The sequence below is a fragment of the Rhodothermales bacterium genome, assembly GCA_039944855.1.
Classification (GTDB): Bacteria; Bacteroidota; Rhodothermia; order Rhodothermales; family JANQRZ01; genus JBBSMX01.
In genome coordinates, this window is sequence record JBDUXZ010000003.1 from 26,903 (window position 1) to 51,077 (window position 24,175).

Sequence of the window (24,175 nt, forward strand, 5' to 3'; positions counted from 1 at the left end):
CGGCCCCACGCCTTCCGTGCTCGCCCCGTCGCGCGTTGCCGTCGGACGACCCGGCGGGCAGGACGGAGTCAGAGAGCGGGAAGAAATCGCAAGATAGGCGCGGCGGCGGTGTGCTCGTGCGGGAACAGGCGGCGCTCACCCCGCTTCCACCTTGCCCCTACTCCCCGGCTCCCATGACTCGTCACCTCCTCGGCACGCCCATCTCCGACGACCTCGCCACCGAGGCCGAAACGGTCGCCGCCCTCCTCCGCTCCGACGCGCCCCGCGATGAGAAAATCGACCGCGTGGACGACCTCATCATCCGGTTCGTCCAGACCGGCATCGACGCGCACTTCCACGGGCCGGCGCGGCTGTTCGGGCTCAACGCCCTGCTCATTAAAGTGATCGACCTCGCCGCCGCGACGACGCTCCGTGCGCTCAAGACCGCCACGCGCCGCGTGCTCAAGAGCCTCTCCGACGAACAGCTCACCGGCGTCGCCGACGAACTCGAAGACCGCATTTACCACATCGAGGTCGGCGAGGAGTGACGCCGCGCTGGTTCGCGCGTCAGGTCGTCGCGCCGCCGCAGGAGGAGCCGGCGCCGGCGGTGCAGCCGTAGCAGTGGCGGGCCGTGAGGATCTGCCGCGCCTGCCACGCGTCGAGGTCGAAGTCGGCGACGTGGGCGAACGGCACGGCCGCGTCCATCTCCAGCTGCTGGTTGAAGTCGCAGTCGTAGACGCGGCCGTCCCAGCTCACCGAGATCGTGTTCCGGCACATCAGCCCGTCAATCGTGGCGGGGTTGAACGCGTTGACGAGGCGCTCCATATACGCCTCCGTCATCCCCTTCTCCAGCAGCCACTCGAGGTAGCGCGACATCGGCATGTTGTTGAGCGCGAAGAGCCGGTCGAACGACACGCCGTGGTTCTTCGCGAGCGCCGCCTTCCACTCCTCCTCCAGCGAGCCCTGGCTGCCCGCGAGGAACGCGCCGACGGGGTTCGTGACGAGCGTGAGCACGCGGTCGGGGTCGCCCTGTCCGTAGCCCGCCGCGTTGAGCCGGCGGAGCGCTTCGATGGACTTGACGTAGGTCCCGTCGCCGCGCTGCGCGTCGGTGCCGAGCTTGCGGTAGTGCGGGAGCGAGCACGCGACCTCGACGCCGCGCTCCGCCATCCATTCGGGGAGGTGCTGGTAGCGGCGGACGAGCAGGATTGTGAGGTTGCACCGGTCGATGACGTGGAGCCCGCGCGCCACACACTCGTCGACGAGGTACTCGAAGTGCGGGTTGAGCTCCGGCGCGCCGCCCGTGAGGTCGACGGTGTGCGCCCCGCTCGCGTCGATCGCCCGGAGGCAGGCGTCGACGGTGGCGCGGTCCATGTTCTCGTCGGTGCGGTCCGGTCCCGAATCAACGTGGCAGTGCCGGCACGTCATGTTGCAGAGCTTGCCGATGTTGATCTGGAAGATCTCCAGAGCGGCGGGCGTGAGCGTGGGCCACCCGCTCGCGGCGAGGTCGGCGTCGAAGTCGCCGGTGCCGGTCGGCCCGCCGGTGAGCGCGACGGCGTCGAGCGCGTGGAACTGCTCGGCGGGCTCAGCGAGGGGCGTGCGGCGGGCGTGGAGGCTCGTCGTCCGCTTCGGGCCGGTCTCGGGCGAGTCCAGCATCAGCTCGCGGCTGAGAACGGTCAGGTCGATGAAGCCGGTGTCGGCGATGCTCATGGGAGAAGGTGGGGGTGGAATAAGGGGATCGGGGAAGATCGGGCCGAGCGGCGAGCGCAGACAGGCCAATCGGTGTCCGGCCGTTGCTCACAACCTACGCGCGGCTACATCATCTTCGCCTTCGCGTGCTCCAGCATCTGCACGCCGTGCACGAGCGAGGCCCCGCCGCGAATCGCCGTAGCGACGTGGACGGCCTCCGTCATCTGCTCCAGGTCCGCACCTTTTTCGAGCGATTCCGACGTGTAAGCGTCGATGCAGTACGGGCACTGCACGGTGTGGGCGACGGCGAGCGCGATCAGCGCCTTCTCGCGGGCCGAGAGCGCACCGTCCTCGAACACCTTGCCGTAGTAGCTGAAGAACGCATCGGCGAGCGGCTGGCTGCCTTCAGCGATGTCGCCGAATTTGGCGAGGTGCGCGGGCTTGTAGTAGGTGTCCATGAGGGGTCCGTTGAGGGCGGGTACGGCCGGCCGGAAGCCGGCGGATGCGGGAGGGCCTTTGTCGCAACAAGCGTCGTGGAGGTTCCGCGGCCTTTCTCAATAAAGCACCACATTCGCCGTTCCGCTGCCCCGCCTCCGTGTAAGACCGGGCAGCGGAACGGGTTTCGGTAGCCGGAAAACAATCCCGACGCGCGAAGGCACCGCCCGCTCCCCCTCCGCCCTGCGCGGCGCTCGATCGCCGAGTTTCCTAGGGCATTCGGAATGCTCGCGTTCCTATTCCGGGGCTTGTCGAGACACGTAGGCAAGGTCCCTCGAATCGGCGGGCTCCTTGTCGGAGGACGCTCGTTCCGCACTCCCTGCGGCAGCCTCATGCCGTTACGTACCCGTCGCCCTTCGAAAGCCCCTGGCTCGCCGATAACTGCATTCATTCCGCCTCCTCCCTTGCTTCCCCCCTCCCCCGTGACCATCAGCAGCGAAGAGGCGAGCCGTCTCCTGAGCGAGACGATCCAGGACCTCGTCTGCCTCCACGAGCCCGACGGCACCTATCTCTGGGTCAGCCCGTCGTGCCGGGACCTCCTCGGCTACGACCCCGGCGAACTCATCGGCACGCCCCACCTCGCCCTGGTCCACCCTCAGGACCAGCAGGCCGCTCAGGCGCAACGGAGTGAATCCGCGCTCGACGGCGCGGTACCGAGCGTAGCCGCATCGGGCATGGCCGAATACCGCATCCGCCGCAGAGACGGGGACTACGTCTGGTTCGAGACCCGAACGCGCACGATCCGGGGCGACGACGGCGAGGTCCTCCGTCTCCAGACCAACTCCCGCGACGTGACCGAGCGCCGGCGGGCCGCCGACGAGCTCCGCCGCTCCGAGGAGCTCCTCGGCAGCGTGCTCGCCTCCTCCCTCGACGGCGTGATGGCGTTCGACAGCGTCCGCGACGACGAAGGCCACGTCGTCGACTTCACCTTCCGCCTCGTCAACCCCGCGGCCGAGGCCGCCGTCGGGCGCAGCAGCGCGGACCTCATCGGGAAGCGGCTGCTGGAGGAGCTGCCCGGCAACCGCGACGAAGGCCTCTTCGACATGTACTGCGAGGTCGTCGAGACGGGCGAGCCTCAGAGCGCGGAGTTCTTCTACGATCACGACGGCATCCGGGCGTGGTTTCAGAACACGGCCGTGAAGCGGGGCGACGGGTTCGCCGTGACCTTCCGCGTCGTGACCGAGCAGAAAGAGGCCGAGGAGACCCTCCGCAAGAGCGAGGAGCGCCTCCGCCTTCTCCTCCAGGTCACCTCCCACCAATCCGGCACCCTTGACGAGCAGATCCACGAGGCCCTCGGGCTCGCTACCGGCCTGCTCGACCTCGATATCGGGATCCTCAGCCAGGTCGAGGACGGGATCTACACCGTCTCCCACGTCTTCGCGCCGGAGACGGAGCTAGCCCCGGGGCAGACGTTCGCGCTCGGGCAGACGTACTGCAGCCTCACGCTCGACCGGGACGGGCTCGTCGCCGTCGACCACATGGGTAGCTCCGAGTACAGCGGGCACCCGTGCTACCACGCGTTCGGGCTGGAAGCCTACATCGGCATGCCGATCCAGGTCGGAGGCCGGCTCTACGGCACGCTCAACTTCTCCAGCCCGGCTGCCCGCCCTCGCCCGTTCACCGACCTCGACCGGAATTTCCTCCTCCTCCTCGGCCGCTGGCTCAGCCATGCCATCGAGCAGCAACGGAACGGCGATGCCCTCCGGCGGAGCGAGGAGAACCTCGCCTCCGCCCAGCGCATTGCCCACCTCGGGAGCTGGGAGTGGGATCTCCAGACGGGCGCCCACGCGTGGTCCGACGAGCTCTACCGGCTCTACGGTCTCGACCCGGATGATCCGCCCGCGGACCTCGCCGCCGCCGCCGTCCGGGGCGCGCACCCTGAGGACCGGCCCCTCGTCGAGTTTGAATTCGAGACCGTCCTCAACACCCCGCCCGAAGAGGCCGGGATCCCCACGCGGCCAGCCTTCGAGTACCGCATCCCGGCGGAAGACGGGTCGCTCCGCTATGTCCGGTGCCTCAGCCGGACCGTCCTCGACGAGCGCGGCGGCTTCACCGCGATCGGCACCGTGCAGGACGTGACGGAGGAGAAGAAGAACGAGCAGCTCAAGAACGAATTCATCTCGATCGTAAGCCACGAGCTGCGAACGCCGCTAACCTCTATCGCCGGCTCCCTCCGGCTGATTGCGTCGCAGACGGCCGGGGCCGTCTCCGCTCCGGTCCAGGGCATGCTCGACATCGCCCAGCGCAACTCCGACCGCCTCGTCCGCCTCATCAACGACATCCTCGACGTGCAGAAGGTCGAGGCGGGCGGGCTCCGGCTGCAACTGGAGCCGCACGCGCTGGCGGACCTCCTCGCCTCCGCCGTCGAGGCGAACGCGGGCTACGGCGAGCGCCGCGAAGTGCAACTCGTGCTCCACCCGGTCCCCGACGTCGAGGTCCGCGCCGACAGCGACCGCTTCATGCAGGTCATGGCGAACCTCCTCTCGAACGCCATGAAGTTCTCGCCGGCGCAGGGCGAGGTCGCGGTGACCGCTCGGGCCACGAATGGCGGCGTACGCATCGAAGTGACGGACCACGGGCCAGGTATCCCCGCCGCGTTCCACAGCCGTCTCTTCGACCCGTTCGCGCAGGCCGACAGCTCCTCCACCCGGAACAAGGAAGGGACCGGCCTCGGCTTGAACATCGCGAAGTCGCTCGTGGAGCTTCACGGTGGCCGCATCGGGTTCGAGACGGAGATCGGTGTCGGTACCACGTTCCACATCGACCTCCCGGCCGAGGCCCGGCAGTCGCCCGGCGAGGAGCCGACGTGGGCCCGCATCCTCGTCGTCGAGGACGACACGGGTGCCGCCCACCTCATGAGCATGATCCTGCGGCAGGACGGATTCCTAGTCGACACGGCCGGCACCATCGAGGCCGCCCGCGGCTGCCTCGCCGAACGCCGCTACGCCGCCCTCACCCTCGACCTCCGCCTCCCCGACGGGGACGGACTCACCCTCCTGAGCGAGGTCCGGGCCCAGACCCCGACGCTCCCCGTCGTCGTCGTGTCCGTCGAGGCGGACATCCGCCGGCGCGCGCTCGAAGGCACCGCGATCCCGCTCGTCGACTGGCTCGACAAGCCGTTCCGCAGGAAGCGGCTCGTGGACTCCGTGCGCCAGGCGTTGCGTAGCGTCCCGGCTCCCCGCATCCTCCACGTCGAGGACGACGCCGATTGCGCCGCCGTGACGGCCCACATGCTGGCCGGCCTCGGCGAGGTCACGCCCGCGCCGACGCTCGCCGCCGCACGCGCCCTCCTCGCCGCCGAGCGCTTCGACCTCCTCCTCCTCGACCTCGGCCTCCCCGACGGGGACGGCCTAGACCTCCTCGGCACCGCCCTCCCCCTCCCCCCCACCGTGATCTATTCCGCCCGTGAGCCCGGCGAGGTGGAGGGGCTACGTCCCTACGGTGCGATCGTCAAGGGCCGGACCGATGACGCCGAGTTCCTCCGGATCATCCGCGACGCCGTCGGCCGCTACACGGTGCCCGATGCCGGTGCGCTCCCGCGCGGAGCCACCGCCTGAGTTCCCCCTGCTGCCTCCCACCCCACGCCTTCTCCCATGCCCGCTGCCCTCACCAAAATCCTCTGCGCCGAAGACGATCCGGACATCCAGGCCATCATTCGGATGTCGCTGGAGTTCGTCGGCGGCTACACCGTGCGCCTCGTCGACAACGGCCGCGAGGCCCTCGAGCACCTGCCCGACTTCGCCCCGGACCTCCTCCTCCTCGACGTGATGATGCCGGAGATGGATGGCCCCGCCACTCTCAACGCGCTCCGCGCGCGGCCGGAGCTGGCCGGCATCCCCGTCGTCTTCCTCACCGCGAAGACGCAGCAGTCCGAGGTCGAGCAGTACCTCGCGCTCGGCATCGCCGAGGTCATCCAGAAACCCTTCGACCCCCTCACCCTACCCGAGCAGGTGCGCGCCATTTGGGAGCGCTGTTACGCCTGACCCACGGCCGTGTTGGTCGCGTTCGCTGACCGGCACGTGATCGAATACTCGCCGCTGAGTCCCCGCCCTCCCCTCCGGTTGCCCTCTACCACCCGACCCCCACCGTCATGACTGAATACCACCTGCCCTCCAACGCGGCCGTCGCCCAGACGAGCGACTACGCCCGCCGCCTGCCAAGCCGGCTCACCGAAATGGAAATGCTGTGGGACCTCGCCCGAGGCGGCGACGATGCCGCGCTCCACACGCTCCACAAACAAACCCACCAGCTTCGTGGCTCCGCGGGTATGTACGGCTTCAGCCAGCTCGGCGAAGCCGCCCGCGCCCTCGACATCGCCCTCTCCTCCTTCCGATCGGACTCCGCGCCCCTCACCGAGGACTGGACCGAGCGCTTGGACGCGCTCATGACCGCTATGACAGCCAAGGCTCAGGAGCCGCCTACGCTTACCGAGTCGGTGCCGCCTGCGTCACACCCGGCCCACCGGCAGGAGGCCTTGATCCTCGTCGCCGACGACGACCCGGCCATCCGCGACATGCTCTCCCTCTACCTGGAGCAGGAGGGTTTCCTCGTGGTCACGGCAGCGAACGGCACCGAAGCGATAGCTTGCGCCCGCAAGCACAAGCCCGACGTAATGCTGCTCGACCTCGAGATGCCGGAGATGAATGGCACCGAGGTGATGCGGCACCTCCGCAACGGCACCTCCACCTCCCACATCCCCGTCGTCGTGCTCACCTCCCATGACGCGATCGACATCGTCTTGGAGGCGCTCAGCCTCGACATCTGCGGCTACCTCACCAAGCCCACGGAGATCGGCACCGTCGTGAGCAAGGTGTTCGACGTCCTCATGTCCACCGCCTGAGCGGCCGCGCCGAGCGGCTCTAAAACACGAGGATCTGCCGGACGCGCGCGCCGCTCAGCCGCAGCCGCGTATCTACCGTCTGCCGGAACGCCTTCCGCTCGCCCGGCGCCACGTCCCGCACGTCGAGCTTCATCGTCTCGACGGGCTCCACGCCCGGCTCGACGGGCTGGTCGTAGAGCGCGACTTCGACGGTCGCGCTCGAGATCGGCCGCTCCGTCGGGTTGAAGAGCGTGCCGGTGACGACCTGCTTCCCGTCCTCCTCGCGGACCAGCCGGAACCCCTCGACCTCGGCGTCGAGCGGGACGGGTGCTTCCCCGCAGCCCACCGCGACGGCGGCGATCAGGACCATCAGGGCGAGGGCTTGCGCGCGGGGCTTCCAGTTCGTCGCCATCATCGTTCGGGTTGGTTCGTGCAAAGAGACACAACGGGCGGGCGAGCCGCGCCGTGCCGCCACGCGCGCCTCTTCGCCGAAAGCTCTTCGGATCAGCCGTCCACCGGCCGGACCGGCTCGATAGTGAAGCCGACCTCTTCGTCGGCCATCTGCTCGTCGTAGTCGATGTAGACCTCGGTCGGCTGTCCGGTGGCGGGGTCGTACGTCGCGTCCACGCGGGCGGCGTCGCGCGCGAACGCCTCGGCGATGAGCGCGAAGAGGTCGTCCACCGTCTGGTACTCCGTGAGCGGTCGGTCGATGGGCTCGCCCTCGCCTCGGTACGCCACGTCCGCGACCGCGCCGCTGCGCACGGTCACGTCGAACGGGCCGCGATACTGCGGCGGGCAGAAGCAGCTCCGGGTGTACGTGAAGCGGTAGTCGCCGGGGCGCTGCATCTCCCACTTCGCCCGACTCGTGGCGAGGGCCTGCGGGCCGTCGTCGAGTGCGCCGGGCGATGCGGGCTCAGCGTGGAGGGAGTCGGCGCGGACGGGCACGGCGTCGGGCCGGGGCGAGGAGCACGCGGCGAGCGCGAGGACGGCGATGAGGAGCGCGGAGCGGGGCATGGTGGAGACCTCAGCCGAGGTCGTCGAGGTTGGCGCGGAGTTTCTGGAGCTCGGAGGTCGCGTCGGCCGCCTTCTGCCGCTCGCGGGCGACGACGTCCTCGGGCGCCCGGTTGACGAACTGCTGGTTCCGCAGTTTCCGCTCGACGCTGACGAGGAAGCCCTCCTTCTCCTCGATGGCCCGGCCCAGCCGCGCGCGCTCCTCGTCGAGGTCGATCATGCCGGCGAGCGGGACGAACACCTCGTGCGTGCCCCCGGCCGCGCCGACCACGACGGCGGCGCTCGCCTTCGGCTTCGCGAGCCCGGTCCCGACCGTGAGGTCGTCCACGTTCGCGAGCTGGGCGAAGTAGCGCCCGTGCCGCTCGACGGCCTCGACGAGCCCACCCCGTTGTCCGTTGTCGCCGCCGACGCTCACGTGCGCCGCGATCTTCTTTGACGGCGCGACGCCGTACTGGCTCTTGACGCCGCGAATCCCCGAGATCAGCTCCTGCACGAGCGCGAACGTCTGCGCCGCCTCGGCATCGGTCTCCGCTTCGTTCGCCTGCGGCCAGCGCGCGACGATGCACGCCTCGCCCTCAGCGCGCGGGCGGAGCCGGTGCCACAGCTCTTCGGTGATGAATGGCATGAACGGGTGGAGCAGCTTCACCATCTGCTCGTAGACCTCGACGGCGAGGGCGATTTTGTCCTCGTCCATCGCCTCGCCGAACGGCGGCTTGATGAGTTCGAGGTACCAGTCGCAGTAGTCGCGCCAGAAGAGGTCGTAGATGGCGAGCGCCGCCTCGTTCAACCGGTAGCGCTCGACGGCCTCGTCGACGGCCGTGATCGTCTGATTCAACCGTGTGAGGATCCACCGCTCGACGAGTTCGAGTTCGTCGAAGGAGCGCGAGCGACGGTAGTCCTTGCCCTCTTCCATGAAGCGGCCGAAGACGTTGAACGCGTTCCAGATCTTGTTGGCGAAGTTCCGCCCCATCTCGAACTTCGACGGCTCCAGCTTGATGTCCTGGCCCGGCGTGCAGAGCACGTTGAGCGAGAAGCGGACGGCGTCGGCGCCGTACTCGTCGGCCATCTCGAGGGGGTCGATCCCATTCCCGAGCGACTTCGACATCCAGCGGCCCTGCGCGTCCTTGATCATGCCCGTGATGTAGACGTCGCGGTAGGGGACCTCGCCCGTGAAGTGGATCCCGGCCATGATCATCCGGGCGATCCAGAAGAAGAGGATGTCGTAGCCCGAGACGAGGACCGTGCCCGGATAGAACGTCTTCACGTCGGCCGTGTCGTCGGGCCAGCCGAGCGTGGCGAAGGGCCACAGCCACGACGAGAACCACGTGTCGAGCACGTCCTCGTCCTGCACCATGCCGGGTTCGGGCTGCTCGACGGAGACGACGAAGTCGCGGCTCTCGTCGCGCTCGCCATCGGCGTCGGTGTAGTACCAGACCGGAATCCGGTGGCCCCACCAGAGCTGGCGCGAGATCGTCCAGTCGCGGATGTTTTCGAGCCAGCGGAAGTACTCGTTCTGCCAGCGCTCGGGGTAGAACGTCACCTCGCCCGCGCGGACGGCGGCGAGCGCGGGGTCGGCGAGCGGCTTCATCTTGACGAACCACTGCCGCGAGATGAGCGGCTCGATCACGGCCTTCGAGCGCGAGGAGATCGGGACGGTGTTTTTGTACGGCTCGACGCGGTCGAGCAGCCCGGCAGCGTCGAGGTCGGCGACGATCCGCTTGCGCGCCTCGAAGCGGTCGAGCCCTTCGTACGGCCCGCCGTGCTCGTTGATCGTGGCGTCGGGGTTCATGACCGAGATCACGTCGAGCCCGTGGCGCTTGCCGATCTCGAAGTCGTTCTTGTCGTGGCCCGGCGTCACCTTGAGGGCGCCCGCGCCGAACTCGGGGTTCGCGTGCTCGTCGGCCACGATCGGGATATCCCGGTTCATGAGCGGCAGCGTGACCATTTTCCCGACGAGGTCGGTGTAGCGCGCGTCGTCGGGGTGGACGGCGACGGCGGTGTCGCCGAGGAGGGTCTCGGGCCGCGTCGTGGCGATCGTGACGTGCCCGCTGCCGTCGGAGTAGGGGTAGCGGATCCACCACATTTGCCCGTCGCGCTCGACGTTGTCCACCTCCTCGTCGGAGATGGCCGTCATGTTGTCGGGGTCCCAGTTGACGAGGTAGTCGCCGCGGTAGATCAGCCCGTCCTCGTAGAGCCGGACGAAGATGTCCTGCACGACGCGGTTGTAGTGCTCGTCGAGCGTGAACCGCTCCCGACTCCAGTCGCACGAGTCGCCGAGGCGGCGCTTCTGCTGGAGGATGATGCCGCCGAACTCCTCGACGTAGGCCCAGACGTGCTTGAGGAAGGCCTCGCGCCCGATCTCTTTCCGCTCGATCCCCTGCTCGCGCAGCCGCCGCTCGACGACGTTCTGCGTGGCGATGCCGGCGTGGTCCATACCCGGCAGCCAGAGGGCGTTGTAGCCCTGCATCCGGCGCATCCGGGTGAGCGCGTCCTGCACGGCGTCCTGGAGGGCGTGGCCCATGTGGAGCCGGCCCGTGACGTTCGGCGGCGGCATCACGATCACGTGCGGCGGCGCGTCGGAGTCGGCATCCGCGCGGAAGAAGTCGTGGGCTTCCCAGAACTGGTACCAGCCGGCCTCAACGCGGGTGGGGTCGTAGGCGGTGCTGTCGGCGGTGTCGGTGACGGGCGGAGTGAGGGCGTCGGGCATGGCGGTGTCGAATCGGAGGGAACCGAAAAGTACGGCGTATCCAGTGCAGACGCGATGAAGGAACATGGGCCGCTGCGAAACGGCGGCGCGGCCTGCGCGGGACCCATTGCCCGCTGCGAGCTATTATGGAAGCTCTCCCATCCGCCACGCCCATGCCCGCCCTCGTCCCGTTCGAGACGATCCCCCAACTCCTCTCCGGCCTCGTCGCCCACTTCGAGGGCTCCGACCGCCCAGCGCTCCGCTACAAAGACAAGGCGGCAGGCTGGACGCCGATCACGCACGTCGCGCTCCACGCCGACGCGCTCGCGTTCGCCGGCTGGCTCCACCACGTCGGCGTGCGGCCGGGCGACCGCGTGGCGGTGCTCTCGGAGAACCGGCCCGAGTGGGCCGCGGCCGACCTCGGCACCCAGCTCCTCGGTGCCGTCAACGTCGCGCTCTACACCACGCTCCCCGCCGACCAGGTCGAGTACATCCTCCGCGATTCCGGCGCGCGCGTGTTCGTCGTCTCGACGAACCTCCAGTTCAAAAAGGCCGCAGCCGTCTTCGACGCGTGCCCGGAGCTGGAGCACGTCGTCGCGCTCGACGAGCCGAAGGGCACGCCGACCCTCCCGTTCACGCGGTGGGCCGAGGCCCTCGCCGCTGGCCACGCCTACCGAAACACCCACCGCGCCGAACTCGACGCACTCACCGCCGCCGTCGCACCGGACGATCTCTCGGCGCTGATCTACACGAGTGGGACGACGGGCGTGCCGAAGGGCGTCATGCTCACGCACGCCAACATCTGCTCGAACGCGCGGGCCGCCCTCGAAGTGTTCGACCTCCGCCCGACCGACGAGCACCTCTCGTTCCTCCCGCTCTCGCACGCCTTCGAGCGGACGGCGGGCTACGTCGCCGCCCTCGCCGGCGGCTGCACGATCACGTATGCCGAGAGCATCGACGCCGTCGCGAAGAACCTCCCCGAGGTCCGCCCGACGATCCTGATCTCGGTCCCGCGCGTGTTCGAGAAGCTCTACAACGCGGTCGCGAAGTCCGTCGCCGAAGCCGGCGGCGCGAAGCAGAAGGTCTTCGACTGGGCCGTGGCGACGGGGAAGAAGGTGGCCGCGCGCGAGGCGGCGGGGAAGCGCGCCGGCCCCTTGCTGAAGGCGCAGTACGCGCTCGCGCAGCGGCTCGTGTTCAGCGCGCTCCACGAGAAGCTCGGCGGGCGGATCCGCTTCGCCGTCAGCGGCGGGGCTGCGCTGCCGCGCGCCATCGGCGAGTTCTTCCAGGCCGCCGGCCTCCCGATCATCGAGGGATATGGGCTGACCGAAACGGCGCCCGTCCTCGCCGCGAACCCGATGGACGCGCCGCGCTACGGCTCAGTCGGCCACGTCCTCCCGGGCGTGACCGTCGCCATTCGCTCGCTCGACGACGACCGGCTCATCGGTCAACTCTCGGGCGAGGACTACCCCTCGACGATGACGACGGAGCCGGGCGAGATCGTCGCGCGCGGGCCGAACGTGATGCGCGGCTACTGGAACGACGAGGCCGCCACGCACGCCGTCATCGACGCCGACGGCTGGTACCACACCGGCGACATCGGCCGCTTCGACGGCGGCTACCTCACGATTACCGACCGGCTCAAGCACATGATCGTCTCGAAGGGCGGGAAGAACATCTACCCCGGCCCCATCGAAGACGCCTTCAAAGCCGACCCCGCCATCGAGCAGCTCGTCGTGGTCGGCGAAGGGCGGGAGTTCCTGACCGCGCTCGTCGTCCCGAATGAGGCAGCCCTCGCCGCACTCACCGGAGGTGCCACCGACGACGTGTTGCAGCGCGAGGAGGTGCGCGCGCCCTTCGCCGCCGCGTTCCGTGCGTACTCACGCGGCGCAGCCAGCCACGAGAAGATCCGCGACTTCCGCCTCGTCGCCGAGCCCTTCAGCGAAGAGAACGGGCTGATGACGCCGACGATGAAGCTCAAGCGCCGCGCCATCGAGCAGCGCTACGCCGCCCTCATCGAGTCGATGTACGCCGGGACCGACTAGCCCGCGCCGCTTGGACCGTATCGCCCTTACGCAAAACTCCTTTTGCCCTCCGCCGCGCCGACAGTTTATATTGACGGCCCGTCCAAAATCGGGGTGTAGCGCAGCCCGGTAGCGCGCTTCGTTCGGGACGAAGAGGTCGTGGGTTCGAATCCCGCCACCCCGACTAGAACCGGCCCTCGCCTCAATGGCGAGGGTCGGTTTCTTTTTAGCCAGATCCGTCACGCTGGGACCCGCTCCTTCTTGCTCCGGTCGAAGTGGCGGTACTTCGCGACGGCTTCCTCGAACGCGTCGGCGAAGCCGTCTGTGCCGTTCCGCGACGTCACGACGCCCTTGTCCGAGGTCGTGCCGCCGTCGGAGAGGGTGATGTCGGGGAGGCGCGCCTCCTCCAGCAGGCCCACCCCCTCGCCCGTCGCGCCGATCGGCTTCGCGTGGCGAAAGCCCTCTTGGATGAAGTGGAGCGCGTCGCCGTGCTCCTTGAGCGCCTCGGCGCTCGCGGCGCCGCCCGGCACGAAGAACGCGTCGAAGAGGACGGAGGCCGTCGTGAGGTAGCTCTCGTCCACCTCGACCGTCTCGCCGGACGCGCTCGCGAGCGTGCCCTGCGTCCTCGCGACGACCTTCGGCTTCGCGCCGCCGGCCATGAGCCTCTCTTTGACGGCTACGAACTGCTCGTGGTCGAAGCCGTCGGCGAGGAGGATAGCGACCTTCCGGGTCTCGATGGTGTCGTAGCGGCCCCGCTTGATCGTGCTCACCTCGGGGATCCGCTTGTCGGTCTCCTTCCCGGCGAACGCCTCCGGCGGCTCGACGCCGATGCCCCGCGCGACGCGGACGGCGAGCTCGTGGTTGATCTTGTTCAGGAACTCGTGGACCATCCGCTCGCGGACCTCCTTGTTCGTGACCTTGCCGAGCTCGAACCGCCCGGCGTCCACGAGCCGGTCCTGCTCGTCCTCGGTCAGGCTGTGCCAGAACATCGTGGCCTGGCTGAAGTGGTCCTTGAAGCTCTCGCTCCGCTCGCGGATCTTGTGGCCCTCGACGCGCTCCATGTAGTGGACGTAGCCGCCGGCGGACTCCGGCGCCATCATCGGGCAGCCCTTCCCCAGCGAGTTCGGGTAGTAGTTCACCCGGCCCTGGTTGATCGTCTGCCGCATGAACCCGTCGCGCTGGTTGTTGTGGACGGCGGCGACGGGCCGGTTGATCGGGAGCTCGTTGAAGTTCGCGCTCGAGAACCGGTTGATCTGCGTGTCGATGTAGGAGAAGAGGCGGCCCTGCAGGAGCGGATCGTTCGTGAAGTCGATGCCGGGGACGACGTGGCCGGGGTGGAAGGCCACCTGCTCGGTCTCGGCGAAGAAGTTGTCCGGGTTTCGGTTGAGCGTCATCTTCCCGACGATGCGCACCGGCACTTCGTCCTCGGGGATGAGCTTGGTCGGGTCGAGCAGGTCGAAGTCAAACCGGTGCTCGTCCTCCTCCTCGACGACTTGGAGGCCGAGTTCGAACTCGGGGTAGGCGCCGTCCTCGATCCGATCCCAGAGGTCCTTCCGGTTGAAGTCGGGGTTCTTGCCGGCGATCTTCTGCGTCTCGTCCCACACGAGGGAGTGCGTGCCGAGCACGGGCCGCCAGTGGAACTTGACGAAGCGGGCCTTCCCCTCTTCGTTGATGAGGCGGAAGGTGTGAACGCCGAAGCCCTCCATCATCGCGTAGCTGCGGGGGAGGCCGCGGTCGGAGAGGACCCACATGATCGTGTGCGCGCTCTCCGGCATGAGCGAGACGAAGTCCCAGAAGTTGTCGTGCGCGGCCGAGGCCTGCGGCGTCTCCGAATCGGGCTCCGGCTTGATGGCGTGGACGAGGTCGGGGAACTTGATGCCGTCCTGGATAAAGAAGACCGGCATGTTGTTGCCGACGAGGTCCCAGTTCCCCTCTTCGGTGTAGAACTTCGTGGCCCACCCGCGCACGTCGCGGACGGTGTCCGCCGAGCCGCGAAACCCGACGACGGTGGAGAAGCGGACGAAGACAGGCGTCTTCTTCGAGGGGTCCTGAAAGACCTTGGCCTTGGTGAGGTCGGTGAGCGGCTCGTAGACCTGGAAGTAGCCGTGAGCGGCGGAGCCTCGGGCGTGGACCACGCGCTCGGGGATGCGCTCGTGGTCGAAGTGGGTCATTTTCTCGCGGAGGTGGAAGTCCTCCAAGAGAGTCGGGCCACGGCTGCCGGCCTTGAGCGAGTCGTCGGTGTGGTTGACGCGGAGGCCGGTATTCGTGGTTAGGTACTCGCCGCTCGCGTCCTCGCGGTAGGGTTCGAGTTGGCGGTGTTTGGCTTCTTCGTCGTGGCCGTGGTCGTCGGCGAGGCGCTTGGAGTCGGACATGGTGAGCGGGAGAAGAGGGAGGAGCAGGGAGGGGTGGCCCCGAATCGTTCCTGCGAGGGGCCGCCAGATGAGGAGGTGTCGTACGAAATTAGACGGGAGAGGTTCGTCTAACGGAACCGATTTCGTCACACGACATCCACCGCGACGCCGCGCGCTTCGAGTGAGCGGACGGCCTCGTCGCTGACGCCGGTGTCGGTGATCACGGCGTCTACCTGGTCGACGTTGCAAATCCGCCGGAAGCCGCGCCGCCCGAACTTCGAGGAGTCCGCGATGACGATCGTGCGCTGCGCCGCCCGCATCATCGCCTGGTTCAACGTCGCTTCCTGCGCGTTCGTCGTCGTCAGGCCGTAGTCGAGGTCGAACCCGTCCACGCCGAGGAAGAGCTTGCTGCAGGCGTGGTCCTCGAGCATCTGCTCGGCGTGCTGTCCCACGACGGAGGTCGAACTCTTGCGCACGGTGCCGCCGAGCATGAGGATCTCCACCTGCGGTAGCCCCGTGAGGACGACGGCCACGTTCATCGCGCTCGTGATAACGGTGAGGCCGGGCACGTCGCGGAGGTGGCGCGCCACGTACATCGCCGTCGTCCCTGAGCCTAGGATGATGGAGTCCTGCGGCTCGACGAGGGCCGAGGCCGCCCGTCCGATGCGGTCCTTGTCGGCGGCGTGCTCCCCCGTCTTCTCCTCGACGGTGCGATCGAGCACGTACGGGTTCGCGCCGATCGCGCCGCCGTGCGTCCGGTGGAGGAGGTGGCGGCGCTCCAACATGTTGAGGTCCTTTCGAATCGTAACCTCAGAGACCTCAAGCTGCTCACTCAGCGTCGCGACGGACACCTGCCCCTGTTCGCGTAGGCGTTTGAGGATGTGCTCGTGGCGTTCCGGGGCGGACTGCATAGACCCGAGAGGGGAGTTCATAGGAGATTATCGAAGGGGATCGCCCAGCATGCTACGACCCGAGGGCGAAACCGCAAAGGGCGCACAGCGATCGCCGGTGTTGCTTCGAAACGAAAGCTTTAAAATGGGTTGCCTTAGTTGTAGAAAAGCGCTTCCAGTATTATACTGTCGCAACGCATCGTAAGCAAACAAAGGAGATGCGTAACACTTCGGTGCTTTCACTTCCACCTATCTGTCCGAGCCCATGTCCTACGTCCTCGCTCTCGACCAAGGCACCACCAGCTCCCGCGCCATCCTCTTCAACAGCGACGGCCAGATCGAAACGGTTTCTCAGCGCGAGTTCCAGCAGATCTTCCCCCGGCCCGGCTGGGTCGAGCACAACCCCAGCGAGATCTGGTCCACGCAGGCCGGCGTCGCGACCGAGGCGCTCACCCGCATCGGGATCGCCGCCAAAGACATCGCCGCGATCGGCATCACGAACCAGCGCGAGACGACGGTCGTGTGGGATCGGAAGACCGGCGAGCCGGTCTACAACGCCATCGTGTGGCAGGACCGTCGCACCGCCGGCTTCTGCGACCGGCTCAAGGACGAGGGGCGGAAAGAGCTGTTCCAGGAGAAAACCGGCCTCGTCATCGACGCCTACTTCTCCGGGACGAAGGTCCGTTGGATCCTCGACAACGTGGACGGCGCGCGGCAGAAGGCCGAGGCCGGCGACCTCGCCTTCGGCACGATCGACTGCTGGCTGATGTGGAAGCTCACCGGTGGCAAGCTCCACGTTACCGACGTGACGAACGCGTCGCGGACGCTGATGTACAACATCCAAACGGGCGATTGGGACGACGAACTCCTCGACGTCCTCGGCGTGCCGCGCGCCCTCCTGCCCGAGGTCCGCTCCAGCAGCGAGCACTACGGCGACACCTCCGGCGACATCTTCGCGACGAAGATCCCCATCGCCGGGATCGCGGGCGACCAGCAGGCGGCGCTCTTCGGGCAGGTGTGCACACAGCCGGGCATGGGGAAGAACACCTACGGCACGGGCGCCTTCATGCTGATGAATACGGGCAACGAAGCCGTCACCTCGAAGAACAACCTCCTCACGACGGTCGCCTGGAAGCTCGGCGGCGAGCCCATGCAGTACGCCCTCGAAGGGAGCGTCTTCGTCGCCGGCGCCGTTGTGCAGTGGCTCCGCGACGGGCTCGGGCTCATCCGCCACGCCCCCGACGTGGAGTACCTCGCGAGCAAGGTCGAGAGCAGCGAGGGCGTCTACCTCGTCCCCGCCTTCGTCGGGCTCGGCGCCCCGCACTGGGACCAGTACGCGCGCGGCGCGATCGTCGGGATCACGCGCGGCACGACGGACGCGCACCTCGCCCGCGCCGCGCTCGAGAGCATCGCCTTCCAGAGCACGGACGTCGTCCGCGCCGAGGAGGCCGACTCCGGCATCGCCCTCAAAGAGCTCCGCGTCGACGGCGGCGCCGCCGCGAACAACCTCCTCCTCCAAGTCCAGGCCGACCTCCTCGGCGTCCCCGTCATTCGGCCGAAGGTGACCGAGACGACGGCGCTCGGCGCGGCCTACCTCGCCGGCCTCGCCGTCGGTTACTGGGACAGCACCGAGCAGATCGCCGAGCAGTGGGCCGTGGACCGGCGCTTCGAACCGGAGATGAGCCGGGACGAGGCCGAGCACCGGATGAGCGAGTGGCACCGCGCCGTCAAGCGCTCGATGGCCTGGGAGCAGCCCGACAGCGCCCGCTCGAAGAACGCGTGATCGGAGGCCGCCCTCCGCGTGCCACGACGGGGCCGTACGTCCCGAGGGGAGCGTCCCGCTCTCCCTGCCCCTCCCCCTTTCTCCCTTCCATTTCTGGCCTAACACCTCACTATCATGAATAGGGACTCCATGCTCAACGCCCTTCGGACTGCCGAGGGGCCGTGGGACTTCGCCATCGTCGGCGGTGGGGCAACCGGCCTCGGCTGCGCCATCGAAGCGGCTTCGCGCGGCTACCGCACGCTCCTCCTCGAGCAGCACGACTTCGCCAAAGGGACTTCCAGCCGCAGCACGAAGCTCGTCCACGGCGGCGTCCGTTACCTCCAGCAGGGCAACGTCGCCCTCGTGCTCGAGGCGCTCAAAGAGCGCGGGCGCCTCCTCAAGAACGCGCCCCACCTCGTCCACGACCTCCCGTTCGTCGTCCCCAATTACTCGTGGTGGGAGGGGCCGTTCTACGGGATCGGGATGAAGATGTACGACCTCCTCGCCGGGCGCAGTGGCTTCGGCCGCTCGAAGCACCTCTCCAAAGAAGAGACGCTGGAGCGGCTGCCGACGATCGAGCCCGAGGGCCTCGACGGCGGCGTGGTCTACTACGACGGGCAGTTCGACGACGCCCGCCTCGCTGTCAACATGGCGCAGACGGCCGTCGAGCAGGGCGGCGTCCTGATCAACTATTGCGAGGTCATCGGCCTGCTCAAGAACGGCGACGAGGTCGCCGGCGTCCGCGCCCGCGATGTGGAGGGCGGCGGCGAGTTCGAGATCCCCGCCCGCGCCGTCATCAACGCGACGGGCGTCTGGACCGACACGATCCGCCACATGGACGAGCCTACGGCACGCGGGATGGTCTCGCCGAGCCAGGGCGTCCACATCGTCCTCGACAAGGCGTTCCTCCCCGGCGACTCCGCCATCATGGTCCCCAAGACCGACGACGGCCGTGTCCTCTTCGCGATCCCGTGGCACGACTCCGTCGTGATCGGTACGACGGACACGCCCGTAGACCACGCCGAGTTGGAGCCGCGCCCGCTCGAAGAGGAGCTCGAATTCCTGCTCGAACACGCGGCCCGCTACCTCACCAAAGACCCGACGCCGGCCGACGTCCGCAGCACCTTCGCCGGCCTCCGTCCGCTCGTCGGCTCGCCCGATGAGGAGGGCGGGACGGCCGCGATCTCCCGCGACCACACGCTCCACATCGCCCCCTCCGGCCTCGTCACGATCGCCGGCGGGAAGTGGACGACGTACCGGAAGATGGCCGAGGACACGATCGACCAGGCCGCGACGCTCGCCCAGCTCGACGACCGGGCGTGCGTCACGAAGGACCTCCGCATCCACGGCTACCACCAGAACGCCGAGGCCTTCGGCGACCTCCACCCGTACGGCTCGGATGCCCCGCGCATCCAGGACCTGATCCGCGAGGAGCCGCGCTACGGCGAGCGCCTGCACGCGGACCGATCCACCGTAGCCGCGCAAGTCGTCTGGGCTGTCCGGCACGAGATGGCGCGGACCGTCGAGGACTTCCTCTCGCGGCGGACGCGGACGCTGCTGCTCGACGCCCGCGCGAGCATCGAGATGGCTCCAGCCGTGGCCGCCCTCATGGCCGAGGAGCTGGGCCGCGACGAGGCGTGGCAGCGCGAGCAGGTGGAGACCTACACCACCCTCGCCCACGGCTACCTCATCGCCGACGGCGCCCTGCGGACGAAAGACGTCGCCGCGGGCTGATCGCCGGAGTTTGAGCGCTCCGGTTCCTCCCGTCCCGCCGGGGACGCCGGCGGGGTTCCTCTCTCTACCCACCCACACGAGGGATACCCATGACTCCCTATCTCGCTGAATTCGTAGGCACCACTCTCCTCCTCTTGCTTGGCGACGGCGTCGTCGCGAACGTCGTACTCAAAGGGACGAAGGGGGAGGCCTCGGGCTGGATTGTCATCACCTTCGGGTGGGGCATGGCCGTGTTCCTCGCCGTCTTCGTGGTCGGCGCGTTCAGCGGGGCGCACATCAACCCCGCCGTGACGATCGGGCTCGCCGCGGCGGGCAAGTTCTCGTGGGCGCTCGTGCCGGGCTACATCGTCGCGCAGATGCTCGGGGCCTTCTTCGGGGCCGTGCTCGTGTGGCTCCACTACCGCCCGCACTTCGGCGTGACCGAAGACCTCGACGGCAAGCTCGCCGTCTTCAGCACCGGCCCGGCCATCCGCTCCACCGGCGACAACTTCGTCTCCGAGCTGATCGGGACGTTCGTGCTCGTGTTCGCCGTGCTCTACCTCGCCGCGCCGAGCATCGCAGGGCCCGGCGGCGACCCCGGCGGCCTCGGCGCGCTCGACGCGCTCCCGGTCGGCCTCGTCGTGCTCGTGATCGGCCTCGCGCTTGGCGGGACGACGGGCTACGCCATCAACCCGGCACGTGACCTCGGCCCGCGCATCGCCCACGCCCTGCTCCCGATCGCCGGCGGCAAGCGCGACAGCGATTGGGGCTACGCGTGGATTCCGGTCGTCGCCCCCATCGTCGGTGGCGTCCTCGCGGCGCTCGCGTACCTCGCCCTCGGCGACACCGTCATGCTGACGCCCTGAGGCCGCCGCACGATACCCTTCTCGTCGCCCATCGCTCTCCACCCCTTGTCGCCATGTCTCCCCTCTTCCGCCACGCCGCACGCGCCGCCGCCCTCGTCGCCCTCGCGCTCGCTTTCTTCCATCCCGCCCACGCCCAGGACCGAGAGATCCGCATCGGGGACCTGCCGACGATCCGCTTCGGCGTCGGGGTGATGCAGTCCGGGCAATACCTCGAAGCCGACGAGGGCGCGTTCAACCCGGCCGATTCCGAGGCGAGCCCCGGATTCCACCGCGTCCGCTTCAACCTCCTCCTCACGATGGACGTCACGGACCGGATCAAAGCGACGGTCGACCTCGGCCACGAGCCGAACGACTTCGGCGCCGAGTTCGCCCCGGCCGTCGACTTCGTCGCGCTCGACCTCGCGCTCTCCGACGCACTCACGCTCCAGCTCGGGACGCCGGTCACGGGGATGTTCAACTTCCGCGGCTACTCCGACGGCGCCTACGTGCAGGACAACCCGCTCATCGGCAACTCGCCCGCCGACATGGTCACGGCCGAGACGGGCGTGAAGCTCCTCGGCGCCACCGACGCCGTCCGCTTCGACCTCACGGCGGCGACCTCGACGTTCTTCGAGGACTTCGGCCCGAATCGCGGCTTCACGCTCATCGGCAAGGCCGCGACAGACGTGGGCGAGAGCGGCTTTAGCGTCGGCGCCGCCGGGCTGCTCGGCACGAACGGCGGGCAGGTCGGCGAACGGCCGTTCGGGGATATCCAGCGCGTCGGGCTCGTCGTCGGCGACGGCGAGAACTATAACTTCCCCGGCAGCGGCGCCTCCGCCCGCGACACCCACATGGGCACGGTCCCCGGCCTCGACGTGCGCGGCGCCCACGTCGACGCGCAGTTCGCCACCGACGACCTCCCGTTCCTCGTCCGCGCGTGGTACGGCCACCTCTGGGACGACTTCAGCTTCGTCGACGGCGACGGCGACTTCACCGTCGCCAGCCAGGCCGCCGGCTTCGCCGAGGAGGCGAGCGAGGTCGACTTCTTCGGCGGCACCGTCGCCGTCGACGTGTCGGAGTCGGTGTACGTCGCGGGCCGGTTCACGCTCGTCCGCAACCTCTCCGAGTGGGCGGGCGACGAGAACCTGCTGACGCGGATCCAGGCCGGGCTCGGCTACCGGTTCTGGGACTACGCCCTCCTCAAAGCCGAGTACGTCCGCCAGACCGAAGAGGCCGACTCGCCGGGCCAGATCGGCGCGGACTGGCAAGGGGCGCTCCTCGAACTATCCGTTGTGTTCTAAGAACCTGCACCCGGCGTGCGCGGTGTACTCCCTCCCCGTACCGGGAGCCCCGAGGCCCAGGCGGGGGCCCGACCTCGCGGGGCTGACAGCGAGCGCGTCCGTCCTGCTCGCGCTTCGGCTTCCCCTTCCCTTCCGCCTGCACTCCAACTGCTATGGCCTCCGACTCGCCCTCCCGCCTCCCCGCCAGCCGCTTCAAAACGCTCGAGCAGTTCATCCTCGAACGGCAGGACCACATCCCCGTCGCCACGGGCGGGTTCTCGCGGCTCCTCCGCGACCTCTCGATCGCCGCCAAAGTCGTCAACAGCTACATCCGGCGAGCCGGCCTGCTCGACGTGCTCGGCGACTCGGGCGAGGTGAACGTGCAGGGCGAGGTCCAGCAGCAGCTCGACGCGATTGCCCACGCCGAGTTCGTCGAGGCGCTCCGGCTCGGCGGCGAGTCCTGCCTCATCGTCTCCGAAGAGGCCGACGAGATCATCCCCGTCGCTCCTTCTTCCGGCCGCGGCGGGCGCTACATCGTCCTCCTCGACCCGCTCGACGGCTCGTCGAACATCGACGTCAACGTGTCGGTCGGGACGATCTTCTCGGTCTACCACCTGCCCGAGGGGCAGCAGCCGACCGTAGACGCCGCGCTCCAGCCGGGCTCGGCGCAGATCGCCGCCGGCTACGTGATCTACGGCTCCTCAACGATGCTCGTCTACACCGCCGGCGACGGCGTCAACGGCTTCACGCTCGATCCGGCCGTGGGCGAGTTCCTCCTCTCGCACCCTAACATCACGACGCCGTCGAACGGCCGGTTCTACTCCATCGACGAGGGCAATTCGGCGGCGTTCGAGGACGGGTTGGAGCGGTACCTCCGCTGGATGGAGTACGAGCAGGCGAAGCCCTCGACGTACAAGACGCGCTACATCGGCTCCTTTATCACGGACTTCCACCGCAACCTCCTCAAGGGCGGGGTTTACATGTATCCTGCCACGGCGGTCTACCCCGACGGCAAGCTCCGGCTGATGTACGAGGCCAACCCGATGGCGTTCATCGCCGAGCAAGCCGGCGGCCAGGCCAGCGACGGGCACCGCCGCATCCTCGACATCCAGCCCTCCGCCCTCCACGAGCGGACGGCGCTCTACATCGGCAGCCCTGCGATGGTCCAGCGCGCCGAAGCCTTCCTCCGCGGCGACGCCGACGCGGGGAAGCTCCCGTAGCCCCGCCCCGCACCGACGCCCTCTCCTTCTCTCTCCACCCTCCTCCCCATGAAAGACACGCTCGCTGTCGTGCTTGGCGGTGGCGCCGGGACGCGGCTCTTCCCGCTCACCGGCCACCGCGCGAAGCCCGCCGTCCCCCTCGCCGGGAAGTACCGCCTCGTCGACGTCCCCATCTCGAACTGCATCAACTCCGGGCTCGACCGCATCTTCGTCCTCACGCAGTTCAACTCGGCCAGCCTCAACCGGCACGTCGCCCAGGCCTACCGGTTCGACCGCTTCGGCGGTGGCTTCGTGACGATCCTCGCCGCCGAGCAGACGCCGTCGTCGAAGCACTGGTACCAGGGCACGGCCGACGCCGTCCGCCAGTCGCTCCCGCACATCGACAGCCACCCGCACAGCCACGTCATCATCCTCTCGGGCGACCAGCTCTACAGCATGGACTACCGGCGGATGCTCGCCCACCACCAGCAGCACAACGCCGATGTGACGATCGCGACGATCCCCGTCGTGGCCGAAGAGGCGCCGGCCTTCGGGATCCTCAAGACGGACGAGCACCACGCCATCACGGAGTTCCACGAGAAGCCGCCGCTCGACCAGCTCGACGGGAAGGAGAGCCCGGTCTCCGACGAGATGCAGGCGGCGGGCCGGATCTACCTCGCCTCGATGGGCATCTACATCTTCAGCGCCGACACGCTGCAAGCCGTCCTCGACGCGGACCCCGACGCGCACGACTTCGGACACGAGATGATTCCCCGCGCCATCGAGCAGCGCCGCGTGCTCTCGTACCCCTTCGAGGGCTATTGGAGCGACATCGGGACCGTCCGCTCGTTCTTCGACGCCAACCTCATGCTGGCCCAGCCCGAGCCGCCGTACACCCTCTACGACCCGGCCCGCCCGCTCTACACGAACGCCCGGATGCTGGCCCCGGCGAAGGTCGAGCACTCGACGGTGCGCAACGCGATCATCAGCGAGGGCAGCGTGATCGTCGGCGCCGAGATCACGGACTCCGTCATCGGCATCCGCTCGTACGTCGGCCGCAACGCGACGGTCAAGAACACGGTGATGATGGGCGCGGACTACTACCCGTGGAGCACCGGCGGGCTCGACCAGCCCCCGCAGGGCCCAGCGCGGCCCGGCATCGCCGAGGGCACCCACATCGAAGGCGCCATCATCGACCGCAACGCCTCGATCGGCGCGAACTGCCACATCGCCAACCGCGACGGCGTCGAGGAAGGCGAGGGGCCGGGCTTCTACATCCGCGACGGCATCATCGTCATCGCGAAGAACGCGGAGATCGAGCCCGGCACCACGATCTAAGTGGCCCGGCACACGCCGGGACCGTCTTGGGCGTGCTCCCCCAAACGTGATCGGACGTGGGGGATGGGAGGGCTAGAGAACGACGATTCGCGGCGGCCCT

The 24,175-nt window shown here is 68.6% G+C and carries 18 protein-coding genes and 1 tRNA gene; 12 read left to right on the top strand and 7 right to left on the bottom strand.

Features of this window, described 5'->3' with window-relative positions; translation table 11 throughout:
- Positions 1-173: 173 nt before the first annotated feature.
- Positions 174-527, top strand: coding sequence for a hypothetical protein (locus ABJF88_01385; protein ID MEP0545562.1), 354 nt, complete (start codon positions 174-176; stop codon positions 525-527).
- A 19-nt stretch (positions 528-546) separates the two neighbouring features.
- Here ABJF88_01385 and arsS read toward each other — a convergent pair whose 3' ends face one another.
- A complete protein-coding gene (arsS, locus tag ABJF88_01390) occupies positions 547-1,686 on the bottom strand; it encodes an arsenosugar biosynthesis radical SAM (seleno)protein ArsS (GenBank protein MEP0545563.1) in 1,140 nt (379 codons plus the stop codon).
- A 104-nt stretch (positions 1,687-1,790) separates the two neighbouring features.
- Entirely contained in the window at positions 1,791-2,123 is a 333-nt protein-coding gene (locus ABJF88_01395) for an arsenosugar biosynthesis-associated peroxidase-like protein (GenBank protein ID MEP0545564.1), read from the bottom strand.
- Between the two features lie 459 nt (positions 2,124-2,582).
- On the opposite strand from ABJF88_01395, the gene ABJF88_01400 reads away from it, so the two are divergent.
- From ABJF88_01400 to ABJF88_01410, 3 genes are all read left to right on the top strand, one after another.
- The gene (locus ABJF88_01400) at positions 2,583-5,717 is read left to right on the top strand and encodes an ATP-binding protein (GenBank protein MEP0545565.1); all 3,135 of its coding nucleotides are present in this window, start codon (positions 2,583-2,585) and stop codon (positions 5,715-5,717) included.
- Positions 5,718-5,753: 36 nt separating this feature from the next.
- Positions 5,754-6,143, top strand: coding sequence for a response regulator (locus ABJF88_01405; GenBank protein ID MEP0545566.1), 390 nt, complete (start codon positions 5,754-5,756; stop codon positions 6,141-6,143).
- A gap of 107 nt (positions 6,144-6,250) precedes the next feature.
- Entirely contained in the window at positions 6,251-7,000 is a 750-nt protein-coding gene (locus ABJF88_01410; GenBank protein MEP0545567.1) for a response regulator, read from the top strand.
- Positions 7,001-7,019: 19 nt separating this feature from the next.
- Here the strand turns inward: ABJF88_01410 and ABJF88_01415 are convergent, their stop codons facing one another.
- The 3 genes from ABJF88_01415 to ABJF88_01425 all read right to left on the bottom strand — a co-directional run bounded on the left by ABJF88_01415 (position 7,020) and on the right by ABJF88_01425 (position 10,697).
- A complete protein-coding gene (locus tag ABJF88_01415) occupies positions 7,020-7,391 on the bottom strand; it encodes an FxLYD domain-containing protein (GenBank protein ID MEP0545568.1) in 372 nt (123 codons plus the stop codon).
- A gap of 92 nt (positions 7,392-7,483) precedes the next feature.
- Positions 7,484-7,993 (bottom strand): DUF6174 domain-containing protein, encoded by a 510-nt coding sequence (locus ABJF88_01420; GenBank protein ID MEP0545569.1) that lies wholly within the window; start codon positions 7,991-7,993, stop codon positions 7,484-7,486.
- Positions 7,994-8,003: 10 nt separating this feature from the next.
- Positions 8,004-10,697, bottom strand: coding sequence for a valine--tRNA ligase (locus ABJF88_01425; protein ID MEP0545570.1), 2,694 nt, complete (start codon positions 10,695-10,697; stop codon positions 8,004-8,006).
- A gap of 152 nt (positions 10,698-10,849) precedes the next feature.
- On the opposite strand from ABJF88_01425, the gene ABJF88_01430 reads away from it, so the two are divergent.
- Positions 10,850-12,718: a long-chain fatty acid--CoA ligase gene (locus ABJF88_01430; GenBank protein MEP0545571.1), complete on the top strand. Its 1,869-nt coding sequence runs from the start codon at positions 10,850-10,852 to the stop codon at positions 12,716-12,718.
- A gap of 89 nt (positions 12,719-12,807) precedes the next feature.
- Positions 12,808-12,881, top strand: a tRNA-Pro gene (locus ABJF88_01435).
- Positions 12,882-12,936: 55 nt separating this feature from the next.
- Here the strand turns inward: ABJF88_01435 and ABJF88_01440 are convergent.
- Both ABJF88_01440 and agaR read right to left on the bottom strand, forming a co-directional pair.
- Positions 12,937-15,069, bottom strand: a complete 2,133-nt coding sequence (locus ABJF88_01440; protein ID MEP0545572.1) for a catalase — start codon at positions 15,067-15,069, stop codon at positions 12,937-12,939.
- A 125-nt stretch (positions 15,070-15,194) separates the two neighbouring features.
- A complete protein-coding gene (gene agaR, locus ABJF88_01445) occupies positions 15,195-15,959 on the bottom strand; it encodes a transcriptional repressor AgaR (GenBank protein MEP0545573.1) in 765 nt (254 codons plus the stop codon).
- A gap of 244 nt (positions 15,960-16,203) precedes the next feature.
- On the opposite strand from agaR, the gene glpK reads away from it, so the two are divergent.
- The 6 genes from glpK to ABJF88_01475 all read left to right on the top strand — a co-directional run bounded on the left by glpK (position 16,204) and on the right by ABJF88_01475 (position 24,075).
- Positions 16,204-17,721: a glycerol kinase GlpK gene (gene glpK, locus ABJF88_01450; GenBank protein MEP0545574.1), complete on the top strand. Its 1,518-nt coding sequence runs from the start codon at positions 16,204-16,206 to the stop codon at positions 17,719-17,721.
- A 114-nt stretch (positions 17,722-17,835) separates the two neighbouring features.
- Positions 17,836-19,434, top strand: a complete 1,599-nt coding sequence (locus ABJF88_01455) for a glycerol-3-phosphate dehydrogenase/oxidase (protein ID MEP0545575.1) — start codon at positions 17,836-17,838, stop codon at positions 19,432-19,434.
- Between the two features lie 89 nt (positions 19,435-19,523).
- Positions 19,524-20,279: an MIP/aquaporin family protein gene (locus tag ABJF88_01460; protein MEP0545576.1), complete on the top strand. Its 756-nt coding sequence runs from the start codon at positions 19,524-19,526 to the stop codon at positions 20,277-20,279.
- 53 nt (positions 20,280-20,332) lie between these two features.
- Positions 20,333-21,559 (top strand): hypothetical protein, encoded by a 1,227-nt coding sequence (locus ABJF88_01465; GenBank protein MEP0545577.1) that lies wholly within the window; start codon positions 20,333-20,335, stop codon positions 21,557-21,559.
- A 152-nt stretch (positions 21,560-21,711) separates the two neighbouring features.
- Positions 21,712-22,758: a class 1 fructose-bisphosphatase gene (fbp, locus tag ABJF88_01470; protein ID MEP0545578.1), complete on the top strand. Its 1,047-nt coding sequence runs from the start codon at positions 21,712-21,714 to the stop codon at positions 22,756-22,758.
- Between the two features lie 48 nt (positions 22,759-22,806).
- Entirely contained in the window at positions 22,807-24,075 is a 1,269-nt protein-coding gene (locus ABJF88_01475) for a glucose-1-phosphate adenylyltransferase (GenBank protein ID MEP0545579.1), read from the top strand.
- The last annotated feature ends 100 nt before the right edge of the window (positions 24,076-24,175 follow it).

Excerpts from the sequence above, each read along its gene's own strand:
- ABJF88_01385 (MEP0545562.1), top strand. The coding sequence starts at position 174 with ATGACTCGTCACCTCCTCGGCACGCCCATCTCCGACGACCTCGCCACC.
- ABJF88_01420 (MEP0545569.1), bottom strand. The coding sequence starts at position 7,993 with ATGCCCCGCTCCGCGCTCCTCATCGCCGTCCTCGCGCTCGCCGCGTGC.
- fbp (MEP0545578.1), top strand. The coding sequence starts at position 21,712 with ATGGCCTCCGACTCGCCCTCCCGCCTCCCCGCCAGCCGCTTCAAAACG.
- ABJF88_01465 (MEP0545577.1), top strand. The coding sequence starts at position 20,333 with ATGTCTCCCCTCTTCCGCCACGCCGCACGCGCCGCCGCCCTCGTCGCC.
- ABJF88_01430 (MEP0545571.1), top strand. The coding sequence starts at position 10,850 with ATGCCCGCCCTCGTCCCGTTCGAGACGATCCCCCAACTCCTCTCCGGC.
- ABJF88_01440 (MEP0545572.1), bottom strand. The coding sequence starts at position 15,069 with ATGTCCGACTCCAAGCGCCTCGCCGACGACCACGGCCACGACGAAGAA.
- ABJF88_01410 (MEP0545567.1), top strand. The coding sequence starts at position 6,251 with ATGACTGAATACCACCTGCCCTCCAACGCGGCCGTCGCCCAGACGAGC.
- ABJF88_01475 (MEP0545579.1), top strand. The coding sequence starts at position 22,807 with ATGAAAGACACGCTCGCTGTCGTGCTTGGCGGTGGCGCCGGGACGCGG.
- ABJF88_01395 (MEP0545564.1), bottom strand. The coding sequence starts at position 2,123 with ATGGACACCTACTACAAGCCCGCGCACCTCGCCAAATTCGGCGACATC.
- arsS (MEP0545563.1), bottom strand. The coding sequence starts at position 1,686 with ATGAGCATCGCCGACACCGGCTTCATCGACCTGACCGTTCTCAGCCGC.
- ABJF88_01405 (MEP0545566.1), top strand. The coding sequence starts at position 5,754 with ATGCCCGCTGCCCTCACCAAAATCCTCTGCGCCGAAGACGATCCGGAC.
- ABJF88_01415 (MEP0545568.1), bottom strand. The coding sequence starts at position 7,391 with ATGGCGACGAACTGGAAGCCCCGCGCGCAAGCCCTCGCCCTGATGGTC.
- ABJF88_01460 (MEP0545576.1), top strand. The coding sequence starts at position 19,524 with ATGACTCCCTATCTCGCTGAATTCGTAGGCACCACTCTCCTCCTCTTG.
- ABJF88_01455 (MEP0545575.1), top strand. The coding sequence starts at position 17,836 with ATGAATAGGGACTCCATGCTCAACGCCCTTCGGACTGCCGAGGGGCCG.
- ABJF88_01425 (MEP0545570.1), bottom strand. The coding sequence starts at position 10,697 with ATGCCCGACGCCCTCACTCCGCCCGTCACCGACACCGCCGACAGCACC.
- glpK (MEP0545574.1), top strand. The coding sequence starts at position 16,204 with ATGTCCTACGTCCTCGCTCTCGACCAAGGCACCACCAGCTCCCGCGCC.
- agaR (MEP0545573.1), bottom strand. The coding sequence starts at position 15,959 with ATGCAGTCCGCCCCGGAACGCCACGAGCACATCCTCAAACGCCTACGC.